General features: G+C 33.2%; 15 protein-coding genes. 3 read left to right on the top strand and 12 right to left on the bottom strand.

What is annotated here, in order from left to right; all coding sequences use genetic code 11:
• Positions 1-97: 97 nt before the first annotated feature.
• From BN986_RS23845 to BN986_RS23885, 9 genes are all read right to left on the bottom strand, one after another.
• Positions 98-667 carry a helix-turn-helix domain-containing protein gene (locus tag BN986_RS23845; RefSeq protein WP_040984971.1) on the bottom strand — a complete coding sequence of 190 codons (570 nt, stop codon included), beginning with the start codon at positions 665-667 and terminating at the stop codon, positions 98-100.
• Between the two features lie 888 nt (positions 668-1,555).
• Positions 1,556-2,329, bottom strand: coding sequence for a DeoR/GlpR family DNA-binding transcription regulator (locus BN986_RS23850; RefSeq protein ID WP_040984973.1), 774 nt, complete (start codon positions 2,327-2,329; stop codon positions 1,556-1,558).
• A gap of 88 nt (positions 2,330-2,417) precedes the next feature.
• On the bottom strand, positions 2,418-4,484 hold the full coding sequence (locus tag BN986_RS23855) for a bifunctional rhamnulose-1-phosphate aldolase/short-chain dehydrogenase (RefSeq protein ID WP_040984976.1): 2,067 nt from the start codon (positions 4,482-4,484) through the stop codon (positions 2,418-2,420).
• Positions 4,485-4,792: 308 nt separating this feature from the next.
• Positions 4,793-5,446 carry an L-fuculose-phosphate aldolase gene (locus BN986_RS23860; protein WP_040984977.1) on the bottom strand — a complete coding sequence of 218 codons (654 nt, stop codon included), beginning with the start codon at positions 5,444-5,446 and terminating at the stop codon, positions 4,793-4,795.
• A 93-nt stretch (positions 5,447-5,539) separates the two neighbouring features.
• Complete coding sequence (locus BN986_RS23865) at positions 5,540-6,589, bottom strand: 2-hydroxyacid dehydrogenase (RefSeq protein WP_040984979.1); 1,050 nt, start codon at positions 6,587-6,589, stop codon at positions 5,540-5,542.
• 89 nt (positions 6,590-6,678) lie between these two features.
• Positions 6,679-6,978 (bottom strand): PTS sugar transporter subunit IIB, encoded by a 300-nt coding sequence (locus BN986_RS23870; protein WP_040984982.1) that lies wholly within the window; start codon positions 6,976-6,978, stop codon positions 6,679-6,681.
• Between the two features lie 76 nt (positions 6,979-7,054).
• Positions 7,055-7,531, bottom strand: coding sequence for a PTS sugar transporter subunit IIA (locus tag BN986_RS23875; RefSeq protein WP_040984984.1), 477 nt, complete (start codon positions 7,529-7,531; stop codon positions 7,055-7,057).
• 71 nt (positions 7,532-7,602) lie between these two features.
• Positions 7,603-8,220 carry a hypothetical protein gene (locus BN986_RS23880; RefSeq protein ID WP_040984986.1) on the bottom strand — a complete coding sequence of 206 codons (618 nt, stop codon included), beginning with the start codon at positions 8,218-8,220 and terminating at the stop codon, positions 7,603-7,605.
• A 66-nt stretch (positions 8,221-8,286) separates the two neighbouring features.
• Positions 8,287-9,714 carry a PTS galactitol transporter subunit IIC gene (locus BN986_RS23885; protein WP_244445085.1) on the bottom strand — a complete coding sequence of 476 codons (1,428 nt, stop codon included), beginning with the start codon at positions 9,712-9,714 and terminating at the stop codon, positions 8,287-8,289.
• A 592-nt stretch (positions 9,715-10,306) separates the two neighbouring features.
• On the opposite strand from BN986_RS23885, the gene BN986_RS23890 reads away from it, so the two are divergent.
• From BN986_RS23890 to BN986_RS23900, 3 genes are read left to right on the top strand one after another with little or no spacing between them, the layout of a single operon-like run.
• Entirely contained in the window at positions 10,307-10,861 is a 555-nt protein-coding gene (locus BN986_RS23890) for a helix-turn-helix domain-containing protein (protein ID WP_040984988.1), read from the top strand.
• Positions 10,862-10,896: 35 nt separating this feature from the next.
• Positions 10,897-11,604: an AzlC family ABC transporter permease gene (locus BN986_RS23895; RefSeq protein ID WP_052401138.1), complete on the top strand. Its 708-nt coding sequence runs from the start codon at positions 10,897-10,899 to the stop codon at positions 11,602-11,604.
• A 2-nt stretch (positions 11,605-11,606) separates the two neighbouring features.
• Positions 11,607-11,933 carry a branched-chain amino acid transporter permease gene (locus BN986_RS23900; protein WP_040985175.1) on the top strand — a complete coding sequence of 109 codons (327 nt, stop codon included), beginning with the start codon at positions 11,607-11,609 and terminating at the stop codon, positions 11,931-11,933.
• A gap of 167 nt (positions 11,934-12,100) precedes the next feature.
• On the opposite strand, the gene BN986_RS23905 is transcribed toward BN986_RS23900, so the two are convergent.
• From BN986_RS23905 to BN986_RS23915, 3 genes are all read right to left on the bottom strand, one after another.
• Positions 12,101-13,861 carry a sigma-54 interaction domain-containing protein gene (locus BN986_RS23905; protein WP_040984990.1) on the bottom strand — a complete coding sequence of 587 codons (1,761 nt, stop codon included), beginning with the start codon at positions 13,859-13,861 and terminating at the stop codon, positions 12,101-12,103.
• Positions 13,862-14,142: 281 nt separating this feature from the next.
• Positions 14,143-15,567 carry an aspartate ammonia-lyase gene (locus BN986_RS23910; RefSeq protein WP_040984992.1) on the bottom strand — a complete coding sequence of 475 codons (1,425 nt, stop codon included), beginning with the start codon at positions 15,565-15,567 and terminating at the stop codon, positions 14,143-14,145.
• 24 nt (positions 15,568-15,591) lie between these two features.
• Positions 15,592-16,929, bottom strand: a complete 1,338-nt coding sequence (locus BN986_RS23915; protein WP_040984995.1) for a sodium/glutamate symporter — start codon at positions 16,927-16,929, stop codon at positions 15,592-15,594.
• Positions 16,930-17,638: the final 709 nt, after the last annotated feature.

Raw genomic sequence — 17,638 nt, forward strand, 5'->3', positions numbered from 1 at the left:
TCGTGTGAAAAAAGGGCTATTTCCTGGATGGTTCAGGAAATAGCCCTTTTTTCTATACTTCTACAAAATGCAACAGATTACAGAACAGTATTCTACACTATAAAAATAACTGCACAGATAAGAAAAGTATCAAGAAATACACGATGGAAAATACAGAAATTATCACAATATTTTTGGGACGATTGTAATTATATTCTGCATCTTGATTTTGTCCACGACTCTCTACATAATTAAGAATCTGCTCATATGTTTTTAAGTTGTTGTTTTTTATAATCCTTTTTTTATGAATTTCTGTTCGGTACCCAGCATAAAGACCAATCGCTGCAAATGGCAGCAGAATAAGAAAACCATACATATTAAAATAATGGAAGCTTGGGATAACTAACAACGTCAGTATACCAAAAGAAATAAGCATTACAGAGCTCCATTGATTAAATCGTGTTAAATAAATCTCTTCTTTCATTTCTTTTAAATCTCCTTTCACCAAATGATCAATTGTGACATCGAAAAGGATACTCATCCGCGATATAATTTCAATATCCGGATAATTCTTCCCCCTTTCCCAATTCGACACAGAATTACGACTTACAAATATTTTTTCTGCTAGATCTTCTTGCGTTAGCCCCTCTCTTTTTCTGTAATATTGAATATGCTTGCCAATTTCCATGAAACGGTACCTCCTATATGTAAACTAACAAGACGCCTATACGTTGACCACCAAAACTATTGTGCATTTGATATAAATAGCCTGATTTTTCATAACAAAACTATTATACACAGCTTTTTTTATGTTATTTGTTTTAAAAAATATATCACTAAAGAATATTTCCAGGGAAATAATGACGAGAATTGTAGAATTGATAAACGTTCTAAAAACCATAAATATATTTGTAACCGTTATGATTTCTATAAGAACGTAAATCTGGAATAGTTTTTACTTCATAATCAGTTGGGGAATGAAAGGGAGATGGAGAAACTTTAAAATAATTGCTAATATAAAAATTATTAATCATTCTCTTATGTAAAAATATCACCAAAAAATAAGCTACCAAAGGGTAAAACATAATATTACGAATATTCTTTGATATAGGTGATAATTTACAAATTCATTTAAATAGATAAAACCCCCTACTAATTAACTTATTCTAATCATTATATGATTTATTCTCTAGTAGGAGAATTTTACTTCAGGATGTTTATTAGTATTGATAGAAGCAACCAACATACTTAGTAAAAAGCAATTTGACCAATGATCAAACAAGAGATCATCAAGGGGGTATTAAAATATCTTCCACACTAAATAGAACAATAGCTTTTGCATCCAATTCTAGTATAAGCAGGAAAAAAACTGAATATATTGTTGAATATTCTAATGAAATTATATCAATGTATTTTCGTTTATTAACTACATTAGTTAACATACATCCAATGTTAACTATCTATTGACCAAGATGTGTTTGTGCTCCCAATGCAACTTCACCGCCTAATCATTATCTGCCTTCAACAGTTTCTTTCAAAGATACCTAGCTATAACTTTTTAATCGTGTTGATTTTGTTATGAATATTTTTTCACTTTAATTAAATGAAGCAATTGGTCTTCTAACTGTTTTACCATTTGTTTGCTGACTTTACTATCAGTAATAATATGATCAATCACTTGCAAGTTATTAATAGGGGAAAAAGCTTGTACTCCAAATTTACTATGATCAACCATTAAATAAGTAGTATCTGCTCGTTCAATCATCTTTTTCTTTACTCTAGCCTGCTGTTCATTGGATTCGCTGATTCCATTTTCCAGGTGAAATCCTTTGCATGAAATAAATGCTTTCGTAACATGATAAGAATCTAAAGATGCTTCTGCTAAAGGGCCAACATAAGATAAAGATTTTGATAATAAGGTTCCGCCTGTTGAGATAACTGTAATTTGTTTTTTTGTACTTAATTCAATTGCAACCTTAATGGAATTTGTTAAAACGGTTAATGGGATATCTGGTAAATTTTTAGCCATGTACCATGCTGTTGAACTTGCATCCAAAATAAGCTTATCGCCTTCTACTACCTGGTTAGCCGCTTCATCAGCAATTTCTTTCTTTTCATTTACATTCGTAACTTCTCGTTCAAAATAAGGAATTTCAAGTCCATCAGAAGATGTAATACTTATAGCCCCGCCGTGACTTCTTAATAATTTCTTCTCCTTTTCAAGCTTTTCTAAATCTCTCCGTATGGTCTCTTCCGTCACAGAAAAAATGGTACTTAATTCTGTTACACGAATACTTTTTCGTTCATTCACTAACGTCACTATCTTTTGTTGTCTTTCTTCCACAAGCATTGGCTTTCCCTTCCTTCTCTATAACATTATTTTACTTGATTATACAATAGATTCTATGTAATATTACATAGAATCTATTGTATAACACTTATCTTGTAAATGCTGCCGCTACACCACCATCCACAGTTACCATGCATCCTGTGGTTTTAGCTGCTTTTGACGAAGCTAAAAATGTGATGGATTCCGCGATATCACTAGGCAAAATATTCACATTTAAAATCGTACGCTTTTTGTAGTGTTCCTCTAACTCGTCTTTTGCGATTCCATAGGAAGATGCCCGTTCTTCTTTCCAATCAGAATCCCATATTTTAGATCCTCGTATAACTGCATCTGGCAAAACGGTGTTTACACGAATTCCATATTGTCCGCCATCAGCAGCAATCGTTCTTGCAAGATGTACTTCAGCCGCCTTCGCAGTGCTATATGCCGATGCATTTTTACCCGCATAAATTGAATTTTTTGATCCTACAAAAACCATGCTACCACCGATTTTCTGATTTTTCATTAGTTTAAATGCTTCTCTGGCTACAAGGAAATATCCTGTCACTAATACTTTTATATTCAAATCCCATTTATCGAGCGTCGTTTCTTCAAATGGACTCGAACTTGCCAATCCAGCATTATTAACAATAATATCAAGTCCACCATACTTCAAAATGGCTGACTGAATCGCTGATTTTACTTCTTCTTCCTTCGTTACATCCATCTTAACTGCTAAAACTCGATCTTCACCGTACTTTTCATTAATTTCTTGAGCAAGTTCTTGAGCCCCATCCAAATTAATGTCTGCTAGAACTATATGTGCACCTTCTGATAATAATCGTTTACATGTTGCACTTCCAATACCACCTGCACCACCAGTGATAAACGCTACCTGCCGTGAAAATTCAGCTTCTTTTGGGGCAAGACTCAATTTATAAAGCTCTAACGGCCAGTACTCAATAGCAAAAGATTCTGCTTCATTAAGTGAGATAAAATTCCCTAGAATTGTTGATCCTCTCATAACAGAAACAGCTCGATGATAAAGTGATTTACTTACATTAGCAGCAGCCCAGCTCTTACCTGTATTCACCATACCAATTCCAGGTATCAGCAAAACACGCGGGACAGCCTCAACGATTTCATCATCTTTTGATTTGTTTCTTTCAAAATAAGCAATATATTTTTCCTTGAACCTAGAAATGCCAGAATGAATACTTTCTATTAAACCGCTAACATCTTTAGTTGCTGGATCCCAATCTACGTATAATGGAACACGCTTCGTGTGAACAAGATGATCTGGACAGGCAGCACCAATTTGAGATAATGCTTTTGCATCTTCACTATTAACAAATTCTAAAATAGAGTCATTGGAATCATTCGTGATAATCATTTTATTATCTTCGCTTACTTCTCCTCTAATCACTGGTAGCACTTGTGCAAGTATTTTTTCTCTTTCCTCTGTATTAAGTGATTCATACTTCTGACCACTGAATAACGTTTTTCCTTTTGCTTTTGTTTCAATATAATCTTCAGCCTCTTGAATAACAGAAATCGTTTTGTCATAACTCTCTTTAGATGTAGATCCCCATGTAACTAATCCATGCTTTTCCATAATGACTAGTTCCGCGTTTGGATTATTTTCCACTCCCTCTGCAATCATTTTAGAAAGCTTGAATCCTGGTCGAATATAGGGTACCCAAACAAATCGTTCACCATAAATTTCTTTAGCAATGTCTTCTCCATTATCTGCACAAGCAATACTAATAATAGCGTCAGGATGTGTATGATCGACGTTCTTAAATGGTAAAAAAGCATGCAATAATGTTTCTATGGAAGAACGAGGATGCTTCGTATCAATCATGCAATGCTGTAAATACGCTACCATTTCCTCATCAGACATATTCTCTCTCTCTATAAGTGGCTTAATATCATCCAGCTTTAATCCTGTAAAATTTCTATCCTTCATTGTCGCAAGATCAGAGCCACTTCCCTTTACCCACATTACTTCTATTTGGTTACCTTTAAAATCGATCTCTGTTGTTTTTGTAGAGGTATTTCCTCCTCCCCAATTTGCCACTGATCGATCCTGTCCTAATAAATTTGAACGGTACACTAATTCATCCAAATCTGATATAAATGTCTCTTTTCTCTTATCCCAGCGATGTTGTACCAATTTAATTCCTCCTGTATGTCCACCTTAAATTAAGTGTATCATCTTTTTGTTTGTTTTTGAATATGTTGTTTTTGTTTGTTTACATTTTGTTAACACTTGATAAATGTTGAATAATTGCGGAAAAGCACCTGCACCCTAGCTCTATATTGAAAATTCAATTAGATATTATAGCAAGGGTACAAGTGCAAAATTCTCTGTTATAAATACCTTCATAATTTACTTCATTTAATAGCTTAGTAAATTATTACCGTTTTTAACTAACCTTCCAGACCCTATAAATCATTAACATCGTTTATTTTATATTCTCTTTACACTCTATCTACTTGTCCATATGTTTTAAATTTTTCTAACATAAAACACATTTCCTCGTCACTAAGCAAAACAGGTTCTCCAATAGATTTTGCTCTATAATACGATTCCGCACATCGTTCAATTTCCTCGGCAACAGAAAATGCATTGGCTACATCCTTTGATCCAGCTATCAAACCATGATTAGCCAAAAAGCAAGCATATCTTTCTTTCATAGCTTCAAATGCATTTTCTGCTAGTTCTACAGTTCCAAAAGATGCATATTTAGCACACCTAACATTATGACCTCCAGCAATTGCAACGTAATAGTTTGATGCTGGCAGATCCCATCTAAGTGTAGCCAATGTAGTACTGTAAATAGAATGTGTGTGAACTAAAGCATTCATATCGTCTCTTTTCTCATAAAAAATTCGATGCATCTCTAATTCACTAGATGGTTTTCTTTTACCACTAACTATCTTCCCATTTAATTCGGTAATAACTACATCAGCAGGTGTAGTTTCAAAATAATCTATACCACTTGGGCTAATTGCCATCAATTCTTTTTCTCTATTATAAATACTTATGTTTCCACCAGTACCTTTTGTTAAGCCACTTGTTATTAATTTCTTACCATATTCAACTACCAATTCCCTTTCTTCTTGTAATAACATATTAAATACTCCTTTTAAGCATGGATAATATAAGATTTGTTGTTGGATATCCATATTTTAAAACGTTCATCATTCTTATCTGGTATAGTTACCTCACTTTAAATTTACGAGCATGTCACTAGTATTATTTTCTAAATAATCATTTATCACATCGCGTAGTAAATAGGGTGATCTAGGAATTGCATCAATTGTATCACCAGCTATATGAGGTGTAAGGGTGATATTTTCCAATTCTAATAATTCATCTCCCGCAGCAATTGGCTCTTCCCATACAACATCTAATGCCGCTCCCCCAATTTTTTTATTTTTAAGCACATCAATTAAATCTTTCTTATCAACTAACCCTGCCCGAGCTGTATTAATTAAATAAGAGCTTGGCTTCATCAATTCAAATAATTTCTTATTTACAATATTTGTTGTTTCAGGTGTTACCCTTGCGTGCAAAGATATAATATCCGATATTGAAAATAATTCTTCAAGTTCAACAAATTCAATATCTATTCCTTCTTGTTTTAGTTTTTCACGGTCCACATAAGGGTCATACGCAATAATTTCTACTCCTAATGCTTTTAAACGTTTCACTACTAATTTCCCTATATATCCTAATCCCAGCAATCCGACTTTCAAGTTTCTTAAGGTTGTTTTATAGGGGTCATTTGCAAATGACTTGACCCATTTTCCTTCTTTAATATAATGATGGGCTCGCGCTATATTTCTAGTTTCTGTAAGCATTAAACCTAAAGCGAAGTCTGCTACAGGTTCTGCATTGCGTATTACATGAATGACAGGAATTTTTTTATTAGTGCATTCTTCCATATTTAAATGCTCTAGTCCGCCACGGCAAGTACCTATCAGTTTTAAGTTCTTTGCCTTATCTATCATTTCTTTGGAAACGGGAGCAATATGAACAAATAAATAATCAGCCGTTTCTATTTCTTCCAAGATACCTTCTGGAATTTCCATAGACTCAGGTCCATGTTTTTCAATTTTAAGAATTACTTCCTGAAACGCATCTTTTTCTAAATTAGAATTCCATTCAAATTTCTTAACTTCTAACGGCTCTTCAATATTTAATTGTCGAGCTGCATCTTCCAATGTATCACTGCTTACCAGACTATCTCCTACTACAACAACTTTTAACAATGTCAGTCCTCCCCATCATATCAAGGATAGATTTGAATCTTAAATTATCTATATAGAGCAGCCGTAACTATTAAATATCTTGGTTCACTCTATTTTTCAAGTTTATTTACAGCTTCTAAGAGTTCTTCAATAAATTCCTCTTCTTCAAAGCCTGTCAAAAGACCAACAGCGTTTATGGTCGGAATATCATATTCTCTTTTCAAAGGGCTCGTATGAACAATTACATCCCAACTCCCGCTTTCTAATTCTCCATCAACGCCTCCTGGATTCACTTCTACTGTTTTTGCCTGATAACCATTTTCCTCTAATATATCTTTTACTTTCCCAGCAATCATAGAACTTGTAACCGTACCTGATCCACATACAGACAATACATTAATTTTTTTCATTTTCTTTTCCTCCATAAATATAATTATATTTTTTGACTTTTCTCATTTTAATTATTAACTATTTTATTGTTTCACATTATTTTTTAAAGTAATTTACTAATTCGCTAAAAATTTCCTCTTCCTTATTTAAGCTCATATACCTATTCATAACTTCCTGGTCATTAAACATCGCCATTAATCTCTTCAATATTTCCAACTGATCTTCACCTTTTTTAAACCCGATCACAAATATTAATCGTGCAGCTATTTCATTATTCAGATTACCCATTTCTTTAAACGCAATAGGCTTATCAGGACGTACTACAGCTATAAATGGATCTATAATATATTGTGGATCTGTATGCGGAATTGCTACATCAAAACTTGCTGTATGGAGCCCAGTTGGAAATTCAATTTCACGATTATATATAGCTTCGCCGAATGATTCAGTTACATATCCTTGTTTATTTAACCAAACACTAACCTCTTTAAAAAAATCACTTTTTGAATCAGAGTTTTGATTAATTTTAACTAAATTTTCTTTAAATAAACTATCTGTTTTAATTACACTCATACAAACACCTCCCATAAATTGATATTTTATTTAAATAAAACTTTTTCCTGTATATCATAACCATTCATATTCTAATACTTCCCAGATTCTTTTAACTTTACTGCATATGCGTCTGCATACTTTTTCGCAAGTTTTAGAGTCTTTTCATAGCTGCTATATCCAAATGCTCTTTCACAATCATTGTAATGAAAATAGATTGCATATTCTCCGTATTCCTTCTGTTCACCTTGGCTAGGTCTTACAGATATTTCTTTTAGACCGGCTGTTGGCCATACAAAGAAGCGCTGGTCTTTCATTTCCATTAACATAAAATCATCAGTGGCTGCAATTTGGCCTTTGTGGGTAACAAACTTCTTTTTGGTTCGCAATTGCTTTGCTAATCTTTTATCTAATTGTTTAATCTCTTCATAACTATTTACATCATAATTTTTATTTAACTCTTTAAATAATGTTTTTCCTTCTAAACGATTAGATTTTCTATTTTTCACATACGCAAAAACAAATACCAATTGTAGTATGAAGTAAATAGCAGTTACCCGTATAACTTCAGATGTATTAACCATTTCCATCATGAAAATATTATTAATGATAAATAACAAATACAATACGGTAGTCCCTTTTATTAGAAGTATCAGGTGACGAAACGCATTATTACCATTAATTCTTCTAACAATAATTCCAGTCCCCATACTTTTCACCCCTCTTTCAATAGAGATAGAGATTTAACTTGTATGAAAAATTAGTTAATTTTCAAATCATGGAACTACAGACTGGTTTGATTCATATTGATCTCCAAGTGCTTGTTTCTCCAAATAATCATGGATTGCATCACGCTTAATACGGACAAACAAGTATAAAATAATATAAACTACAACACTTAAGCCAATCCATAATGGATTTTGAGTCATAAATATTAGAAATAACCCGCCCATAATATGGTTTGTCATTACAGCAAAACTAGCAATTAATAGTGCTTCTGCAGGTATCGATACCCCTACATCTATAGCAACTTCAGTAAATATTTCGGACACTGCCGTAATCATGTATAGTCCACCTGCAATCCAAATAGAGCCAGAAATTAATGTTTTAAATATATTTCCATTAGATACTGCAATGATTACTTCGATCATATACGGTATGGCAATTAGATCGACCATTGGTAATGTTTCGTTTCCTGGTAAAACAAATGCTAAAACAAGTGTTATTGGAATCAGTAATATCCCAGTTAGTAAAGTTGCGGACTCTCCATAACCAGCTGCATCATTAATAGCTAGGTACCATTCCCCTCTGTCTTTGCCACCAGATTTTGCAGTTTTTTTACTAGAGTCAGTAATTGCTGTAAATGCTGATGCGAAAATCCCTGCGATTTTTGGAAAAATGGCCATTACAGCTGCTGTAGAAATACCAACTATTGCTATTTCTCCCCATCCTGCAAGCGTATCTAATCTCATAAAATTACCGACCATTCCTAAGCCGATACCTACTATAAGTCCTAGCGTAGTAGGCTCACCTAAAAACCCTAATCTATTTTGCAGCGTCTCTGGATTCCATTTAACTTTATTCGCGCCTAACTTATTAAGTATCCAATCCATGCCAACAGCTAAAGGTACTGAACATATGTGATGTGGCGCTGTTATAGTTGCTCGTGGATAACCATAATATGTTGACCATCGCTTTGCAGCAACTTCAGAGAAAACTAATGAATATAAATTGGATAGCACCATTAATCCAATTGCTAAGAACACATTCCCTGTTGCTATATATAGCATAGAACCCCATAACATAAAGGAATAATTATTCCATAAATCAGACGGCATAAATATGTTTGTAAATTTTGTTAAAAACAAAATAATTTGTAGTAATAAACCTAAGCCTAAAAAAATCATTCCGACTTGTGTTGAATATGCAACCACACTAGTTGCCTGCCACCCTATATCAAGAATCCTTAAATTCAGTCCGGTCGACTCCACCATTCTTTCTACTACTGGTGTAACTATTGGTGTATACGCTCCAATTAGTAAATTAAAACCAGTTAAGCCGATACCGGCATTTAAAGCTGATTGAAATGCTCTTTTGGTGGATACTCTCATTATTATACAAATGATAAAGAGTACAACCGGCACAACAATTGAAGCTCCAAATGCATCCATAATATTTGCTAAAGAATCTAGAAAAGATTGCAAGTTATACACCCTCTCCCCTTGTTTGATTTCATTCTCTAAATGTTTTTCGATAAATCAAAAATGTTTATTACCGGAATATCATTTTTTAAGTTTTACATAGAAAATGATATGTTTTTCCTTATTTTCGAGTTCTCAATCTATAAACCTACATAATTTTCTCACATAACTTTAACCGCTTACATTTCTAAAAGTACACCTCCTTTTTTGTTTTATTTTTGTTAATGTGGTTTTATGATTGATTTTTTTTGCTTGTGTTTATAATAACACTATTTTCAAAAAAGTAAATAGTATATTTCGAGAATTATGAACAGCAAAATTCATAGAAAGTAAAAAAATCACTATTTAATTAGTGATTAAAAGTATTGTTATATGAACTCAAAACTACGCCTAATTTGAAATTAAAATGAAGGTAACTTATTACCTAAGACAAGGAAAGAATTTAGAGAGGAGATAGTTTAACGTATTAGTACTTCCAAAAAGCTATTAACTACTATATAAATTTATGTATGTTATAACATACATAAATATGTTATATTATATGAATATAAATTTCATTAGAAAATGGTAGCGATTCATAAAGGGAGGGAAACTAGTGAAAGAAATCACAGATTTCATTGGTGAAAATCTGCAATCGATTCGTAAAGAACGTGGTTTAAGTTTAGATAAAACTGCGAAAATCACGGAAGTAAGTAAAGCCATGCTTGCACAAATAGAAAGAGGTGACTCTGTCCCGACTGTAACAACACTCTGGAAAATCGCTAACGGTCTTAAAGTGTCCTTCTCGTCTCTGATCAGTCAGCAAACAAGCCCGATCAGAGTAATAAAAAAGCAAAACAAACATTTGGTTACAGAAGAAGAAAATCATTATCGCGTACATATTATGGTACCTTTTTCGCCTGAAAAACAATTTGAGGTGTTTACAGTCGAACTGGACCCCAAAAATGAGCAAAAATCGTCTCCACACAACCCTGGTGTAGAAGAACATGTATTTGTAAAAGAAGGTCAATTAGAGATGGATATTGACGGCACTGTTGAAACAGTAGCTAAAGATGAAGCAATTATATTTGATGGAAATCAAACGCATATTTATAGAAATATCGGTGACGAAGTACTTCATCTTCTTGTACTAATCTATTATGCTACATGAATTATTTTCTGTTGTTTGAAAGCGAGTGAACAAAAATGTCTTTAGATGATCATATTTCAACATTAAAACATGCCTTTCCGAAAACACTACCAATACTGGCTGGTTTCACTTTTTTAGGTATTGCTTACGGCGTGTACATGCATTCCCTAGGGTTTCAACCAATCTATGCCATCTTAATGAGTATACTTATCTTTGCGGGCTCGATGGAGTTTGTAGCTGGGAGCTTATTATTAGGTGCATTTAACCCGTTAAGCGCATTTTTATTAACATTAATGATCAATGCAAGGCACCTTTTCTATGGTATCTCCATGCTGGATAAATTCAAAGGTACCGGGAAGAAAAAAGCTTATCTGATCTACGGAATGTGTGACGAGTCATTTGTCATTAACAGTACAGCCCGCACCCCTGCCAGTATAAATAATGGCTGGTTTATGTTTTATGTAACCTTATTAAATCAAATCTATTGGGTCAGCGGTGCAACGATTGGAAGTCTTTTTGGTTCGATGATTACGTTTAATACAGATGGCCTAGAATTTGTTATGACAGCTCTGTTTGTCGTTATCTTTTTGGACCAATGGATGAAGGAGCGTAATCATATCAGCTCTCTTATAGGAATAGCCGCTTCTGTTTTGTGCCTCATTGTATTTGGTACAGAACACTTTATTATTCCTGCTATGCTTATTATCTTAATCTTTCTGACTCTAATTAAAAAATTCATCACAAAAAATGAGGTGATTTCCTAATGATGACCATCACGCAGCAAATCATTATAATTGCCTCTGTAGTTATTGGCACCCTATTGACCAGATTCTTGCCCTTTATGATATTTAAACCAGATAAACCTACGCCAAAATATATTAAATACTTAGGATATGTCTTGCCGCCGGCTGTATTTGGCCTATTGGTTGTTTATTCGTTAAAAGGAGTCAGTCTTACGTCCTTAGAAGGTTTCCTGCCAGAACTTCTTGCAGTTGGATTGATTATCGCTCTGCATTACTGGAAACGAAGCATGCTGCTATCGATCGCAGGCGGGACGGTGTTTTATATGTTTTTAGTGCAGGGTGTGTTTTGATGTATACAAGTCAGGGCTCTTCTATTTTCTAAAGTATAAAAAGGATTTTGGTATGACATTCTCATAGCCAAAATCCTTTTACTCATTTTTATTTTAAATATCATGTCATCACATTGGAATACAGCAACAAAGTATTTTATTACTATCTTATTAACAATATCATTGCACTACGCTTTTAAATTATAACTTTTTATTTTTCGATAAAGGGTTGATCTACTTATTCCAAGGGTTTTAGCAACATTACTCATGGTTTCTTTCCCTGCTCCTACCTCGTTTATTAAATTGTTTAATATATTTTTTTCATATTGTTTAATACTTGCTACATTTTTTTCATCCTCATTATTTATAAATGATTGGTTTGTTACCAAATCCTCCATAAGATAACTAGGGAGATTTTCCGTTTTGATTTCTTTCCTATTATCTTTAAGATCATGAACTGCAAATTCCATTACATTTTTAAGTTCTCTTATATTTCCTTCCCATACATGATTAAGTAATAAGTTTTTCGTATGCTTTGAAATAAATACATTTTCCTTTTTTAGCTCTAAGCAAAACTTATGAAGAAAATAATCAGCAAGTATTAATATATCGTGTCCTCTTTCTCGCAAAGGAGGAATTCGTAGAGAAAGCACATTCAACCTATAATATAAATCTTTACGAAACTTCCCCTCTTTAACTAATTCTTTAAGATCTTCATTGGTAGCTGTTACAATTCGAACATCTAATTTTCTTGGTTTAGTACTTCCAATTCGAAAAACTTCCTTATTTTCTAGAAACCTCAATAATTTTCTTTGAAGATAAAATGGTATTGTTGCAATTTCATCTATAAAGATTGTCCCACCATTAGCAGCCTCAAAAATCCCTATCTTTCCATCTCTATCCGCACCTGTAAAAGTATTTTTCTCATAGCCAAATAACTCACTCTCTACTAAACTTTCTGGTATAGCTGAAGCATTTATGGGGATAAAAGGTTTCGTTGAGCGATTACTGTTATAATGTATAGCTTCTGCAAATAATTCTTTTCCTGTTCCACTTTCTCCTTCGAGAATGATTGTCGAACTGCTTTTAGCAAAACGCGCTGTTTTTTGCTTCATCTCCTTAATGGCAGAGCTTTCTCCAATAATTCGCTCTAAAAAACGCGTTTCATTTCCAACTTCTATTTTTTCTTCTTTATTATTTTTCTTCTTATTGATCGTAATTAGAAATCCCAATAAATTGTTTTTTTGATTGACGGCCTCTACATGAATATCAACGTTATCATTCTTATTCCATCTATCTTTAGAATTAGTTATTTTGATTTCTATTGACTGCTCCATGTTTTCAAATAAGTTGATATCTCTCCCTAACACTTCATTTATATGCTTCCCTAAAAGGTTCTTTCCCCTAGCAAGGAGATAATTTGCTTCGTTATTCGTACTTTGAACAATCCCATTATGATTTATCATAATGAGACCATAAGGCAAATCGTCTTGTACTTTTTGACAAATCAGTTTTGTTTCTATTTCCTTTATTTTTAAAGAAATCATGTTTGTTATCTTTTCTATAAAATTAAAAAGCCGATGTTGATTATTAATTAACTTTTCCATGTCTTCTTTGTAATACCCTAAAATATTTATTACTCCAATCGCTTCATTATTATAAAGCACTGGAGCAACTATTCCTCCATAGTACGGACACTTTTTCCGTCCAGGACATATGGAGCAAAAATGATTGCTTTTACTTTCTACCACGATAATCTTAGGGTCATCCAGGACTTCTCGAGTAGTCGTCCCAAAACTAACTGCCTGATTTATTTTTTTCCCAACGACTCCTGCAGCACCTATCCTAACAAAGTTACTATCCACAATTTCTACATCCATAGAAAAAGTTTCACTAATTATCTCAGCCATATGTTGCACGTGTTCTGCTATATCCTTGAGAATATCCACTTAATCCCTTCCTTTTTGAATAATTTGATTTATCTGTTTTTAAGGAATTAACTTATATATATAATTCTCAGAAACAAGCATTCTTGTCAAGTAAAATAAAAGGCTTACATCATTATTGAAAAAATTTTCGTGAGAGGAAAAAAACCGAATTCTCATTTGACTTTCCTTTATCAGCGTTTCAATGAGCTCGGTTTATCCTATGAACGTAATTATTCTTTTTCTTACTTTCGTTATTATTCAACCTTAACTAATTATTACTAGCATTAGATCGATTGTATTAACTATCTATTCTTTTTGTTAATTTCTACTAAAGATACATTTTGCGATGGATCAGCTAGTTTTATTGGATTTAATAAATCTTTTGCTTGTTTTTCATTAAGCAGTCCTTTTTCTACAACTATATCTTGAATCGTCATATCTCTTTTATAAGCTTCCTTAGATACCTCCGTTGCAGATTCGTATCCAAACTTAGCAGAAATTATTGTCGAGTTAGCCAAGGATTCCTCCGCATATTGCTGACAAATTTCGTTATTTGCTTCAATCTTGCTTACGCATTTTTCACTGAACAACTCAATTCCATTAATTAATAAATCAAATGATTCCGTCAAATTTTTCAACATATAGGTAACCCATACATTTATATCTAATTCTCCTTTATCGGCTGCTATTGTAATCCCATAATCATTTCCATAAACTTGATAACAGATTTGAATCATCATTTCAGGCATGACAGGGTTTACTTTTCCTGGCATGATAGAAGAACCGGGTTGAACAGCAGGAATTTTTATTTCACCAAATCCAGCTCGAGGTCCAGAAGACATGATACGAAAATCATTTGCCATTTTAGAAAGACCAGTGGCTAGAGATTTTAATGTAGATGAAAATTGTACATACGTGTCTGTATTTTGGAAACCATCAAAAAAATTCTCCTTTTTTACTACCGGAATATCGGATATTTCTCTTAAATTTTTATAGACATTCTCCAAATACCCTTTGTACGTTCCAAGTTCAGTGCCAATAGCTGTTCCCCCTAAAATAAGAGGAAGACATTTTTCTTGGGTTATTTCTATTTCTTCTATTTGTCTCTGGATAAAAGACCGATACCCACTAAATTCTTGTCCTAACGTGATTGGTACCGCATCTTGTAAACAAGTACGTCCCAGCTTTACAACATGTTGAAACTCTTCAGATTTTTCCTTTAATACATTTTCCAATTTTCTAAGTACATCACTTAATTCTTGGAAGTAATGATAAAAGGCCATATTCATTGCACTTGGTAAGACATCATTCGTTGATTGTCCAAGGTTTACATGATTATTAGGATGCACTTTTTCATAACCTTTATTTCCAGTAAGAATTTCATTCGCTCTATTGGCAATGACTTCATTAATATTCATATTAAATGAAGTACCGCCTGCTCCTTGAAATAGATCAACTGGAAATTGATCATATATTTCTTCGTTGATTATTTCGTCACATGCCATACATATAGCATCACAAATTTCTTTTGACAGTACTCCAATTTGATTATTTGCAATAGATGCAGATTTTTTTATCATCACCATCTGCTGAATAAATAAGGGTAATTTATTCAATTTTTCATCTGATACAGGGCAATTTAATGTTGCCCTTTTGGTTTGTATTCCATAATAAACACTATCTTCTATTTGAAGCGTACCTAAAGAATCTTTTTCTGTTCTCATCATTTTCACCTTTTTCCTTTTTAAAAGTTAAACAACCTTTTTCTTAACAAGCCAACCTCGTTTTACTGCAATCATGATCAATGAAACATTTATTACCAAAGCAAGTAAAATATAGGTCCAGCCAAACCCTGCCATAAGAATCATTGGGGCAAAAGTTAACGTAAATATTTCAAAAGGAATTAATCCTAAATAAGCTATACCGTAATCTTCAAGAGCCGTACTTTTTAATTCAGGATCGACTATTCTCAATAAAGCAATCCCCATTGCTAAAGTGCCCGTGGTCCATCCCCAACCAAAAATACCATTCTCAAACCAATGTTGATGAAACATTTTAGGCGCCAAAATACGAAAAGTAATATAGGCAATAACAACACCGATAATAAATAGTATAATTAACGGAACCGCATAATCTAGTACGACAGATATATTAATAGAAGCTATACCAAAAACCACGATTAAATCTGCCCCTGTCCCGCTAATTCTATCAATGATATTTTTATCCACATATTGGTCTCCTTTTGTGATTCTTAATACAGCTTGTAATGCAATAGCGATTAGTATAGCGAAACTGAATAAAGGAAGATTAATGTTTGGCATTAAACTTTCTAAACCTTGTTGTAGAAAATAAGCTAGCATCACTATAAGCCCCATAAATGCTAAATGTACAAATAACGGGTCTACAGAATTCGGAGAGAAGGTGATGTTTCCCATTGATTTACGAGCATTCGTTGGTACTAAACCTGTTCGCAATTCTTTAGGCAACTCGTCAAAACGTGAAATGAAGGATGTTTCTTTCTTTTGTGAACCCTTTTTAATAATCAGCATCCCACCTACAATAGCTACTAACATTCCAACAGTTGCCGAAGTATATCCAAGGGTTGTTGCTTCATGCCATCCTAATGCTTCAAATGATTGTCCTATCGCTGCAGCCGATCCATGTCCACCTATAAAACCAGCTCCTAATATTAATCCAAAACCTACTGGTATATTAAAAAATGGTGTGAAAACCATTTCAGAAATCAGCACACCTACACCATATAAAAGCAAAAAGAAGAATACGGAATATATCCACATATTTCTTATACGTTTTGATGCTTTTTTGAAATTAAATTTAGCTGCTCCCAAAGGAATTGCACCAAAGACAACTGCAAGCAGAACACCTGGATAACTTTCAAAAAGTGCAGAAAATGGAATAACATCTATCCCATTTGGGCCCAAAGCAAGACCAAGAATTCCCGCAATGAAACTAGCCGGCATAAATATCCTTTGTAAAAAACTAATCTTTGCTCTTAAAATGATTCCAATAAGTAACAATAATGATACTAGTCCTATGTCCATGACCAAATCCCAGACTGTAATCTCCATACTAAACCTCCTTGTTATTCAATATAATACCTACTGCCTGCATAATATTTTCGCTAATTATACTACTCCCCTCCTCTTATGCATTCACTTGCAAATTTAATGCCAAAAAAGGAAAAGCATGATTTAAAGCATTAACTATTCTTTATTTGTTTCAGTATCAATATGAAACACCAAAAATGTCCCACAATGAGACAAAGATATTTATTTTAATTCGATAACCTCATTTTGATTAATTGCTTTTGAGATTTGAATCAACATAGGGAATCAGTTATAGAATAATTAAAACGCAATACAAAATAGCTCAAGGTGCATAGATACGTTTTTTTAGAGTAATTTCTACATCTTTTCTCCTACAAGGGTAATAATGAAAATAGGTTTAGAATAAAACACTCAATCACTATATGAATAATAAACAACCTTTATTTCTAGATTTATCTTACATACTGGGTCTATTTCTGTAAGTTGAATACTAACACGTTTAAACTTGATTCCTAATCGACGACGATATTAACTTTTTATTTTCTCTTTCTGCCGGTCCTGCCTTTGGAGCGTAATCTTTTTTCGGAAGTGATTACACACATCTCCCTCATTCTTTTCCGCTATTTCTGTTAAGCGTATATAAAGTGCACTCTTTCACAGAAAAGTTACTTTTTATGTATTCAGTCATTACAGCTCATTTTGCATTAAACACAAAAAAGGACTAAAATAA

The organism is Oceanobacillus jeddahensis (genome assembly GCF_000750635.1).
In the GTDB taxonomy this organism is placed as follows: Bacteria; Bacillota; Bacilli; order Bacillales; family Amphibacillaceae; genus Oceanobacillus; species Oceanobacillus jeddahense.